General features: G+C 43.6%; 3 protein-coding genes and 1 pseudogene. 3 read left to right on the top strand and 1 reads right to left on the bottom strand.

All coding sequences use genetic code 11. The features are described from left to right. The first annotated feature begins 240 nt into the window (after window positions 1-240). The 3 genes and pseudogenes from O9295_RS07535 to O9295_RS07525 all read left to right on the top strand — a co-directional run. Entirely contained in the window at window positions 241-561 is a 321-nt protein-coding gene (locus tag O9295_RS07535) for a P-II family nitrogen regulator (RefSeq protein ID WP_008206554.1), read from the top strand. A gap of 260 nt (window positions 562-821) precedes the next feature. Then, the gene (locus O9295_RS27770) at window positions 822-908 is read left to right on the top strand and encodes an RRXRR domain-containing protein (protein ID WP_260324580.1); all 87 of its coding nucleotides are present in this window, start codon (window positions 822-824) and stop codon (window positions 906-908) included. A gap of 201 nt (window positions 909-1109) precedes the next feature. Continuing rightward, window positions 1110-1553 (top strand): annotated as a pseudogene (locus O9295_RS07525) (RRXRR domain-containing protein); the annotation flags it as partial. Window positions 1554-1580: 27 nt separating this feature from the next. Here O9295_RS07525 and O9295_RS07520 read toward each other — a convergent pair. After that, window positions 1581-1692 (bottom strand): transposase (locus O9295_RS07520; protein WP_071784045.1); only part of this gene is annotated, 112 nt, incomplete at its 5' end.

Raw genomic sequence — 1692 nt, 5'->3', positions numbered from 1 at the left:
CGGCCTTGAACGAGTAAAACTTTCTAGGAAATAAGGTTGAACATGAGATTTTTTCGACTTGTTCAAAGTGGCCGGAGGGCATTCGGACACTCAAAACGGACGGGTCGAAAGTGTCAGACTTAAGCAATTAAGCGTTTTTCGCTATCTGCGTCAACCCCATTGACGCGACCACCCTAAAAAAGTGGCGTGGTGAGGATGTCAATAACATTGTCTTTGAAAAACCCATTTTAGGAGTTGCCCATGTCATCCTCATCCCTACCCATTAAACTGGCTGTACTGGTTGTCATCATTGGTGAAACCGTCTTGCAAGACCGCATGATCAAGCTGCTGCAAGAGTTAGGCGTAACTGGCTATACCCTCTCGCAAGCCCAGGGCGCAGGTCGCCACGGCAACCGCCAGGGAGATATGGTCGGTTATAACACCAATATTGAGATCAAAACCGTTGTCTCGCAGGAAGTCTCGGAGGCGATCTTCTCTGGTCTCGTCGAGTATCAAGCTAATCATGCCTTAATCGCTTTCCGACAAAATGTCGAAGCGTTGACTGGGTTTGAGATAATTTGATTCGTCACTAACCCCGCCCTAAAAGGGACGGGGCTTGCCTAAACCAATTTAGGCGACGCAAGTAAAGACTACCGCATCGAGACACAATCTGGCACAGACTTCCGAATACTTCCCTAGTTCGGATTCCCTCTAAGCTTTATTGGTAAAGCGTTGTTAGACAAGACATCTTGATTGTGTTGCGGTAAGGGACATTAACTTCACTCTTAAGGATTATCTCCATAGCAAGAGTTCCTGTTATCTCAAAAGACGGAAAGTCGTTAATGCCCACCAAACCCAGTCGGGCCAGGCGGTGGATTAAGGAAGGAAAAGCTATCGGTAAATTCAACGACTTAGATAGGGCTGGCTGAATAAATCTAAAAACCTTGTTGGATAAGGCTTTTAGACTTTTTTCCCCTCAAAAAGTGCCTACCATTGGAGTGATCGGGGGTAAAATTCCTGGACTTTTTCCCTGAAAATTAGGTAACTGACTACCTCAAAATCGGTAAAACCCTACACCCCACACCCCACACCCCACACCCTGCCCCCACGAAAAACTTTTTCAGCAGACCCTAGATATTTTTTATGTCCAGCTAACCACTGAACCTTCCGATAACAAAACCCAACCGATTGCCATTGGTATTGACCCAGGTAAATTATTCTCTGGAATTGGTGTTCAATCCTCCCTTTTTACTCTTTGGAAGGCTCACTTAGAACTTCCTTTTAAGCGAGTAAGAGAGTGCCTAGACAATCGCTGCTTAATGCGAAGAGGACGTAGAAAAAGACGGATTAACCGCCAACTTTCTTTTAATCTAAGATCGCATCGACAAAAACGATTCTCAAATAGAAAACAAGGAAAATTAGCTCCCTCAATTAGAGCTAATCGTCAACTTGAACTTCGAGACGTTTCTGAACTAACCAAAATCTATCCAATTACTGACATTTACTTTGAGTATGTCAAAACCGATATTGATCTAACTTCCAGTAGAAAAGGAGCTAAGTCTAGAAAAGGTTTTTGGCTCTTCGTTACCCTTTATGCTAAATCAACAGACAAGATGCCAAGATAACATACTTCTAACCCAAAAATTCCGAAAGTTTCTAAAGCCATAGCCTCTCCGTTTTATTAGTTTAAGTTTATTGTTGATTCCCTCGACC

The organism is Microcystis sp. LE18-22.4A, assembly GCF_027531105.1.
GTDB classification, from domain to species: domain Bacteria; phylum Cyanobacteriota; class Cyanobacteriia; order Cyanobacteriales; family Microcystaceae; genus Microcystis; species Microcystis aeruginosa.
This window is presented reverse-complemented; position numbering and strand designations above follow the sequence as displayed.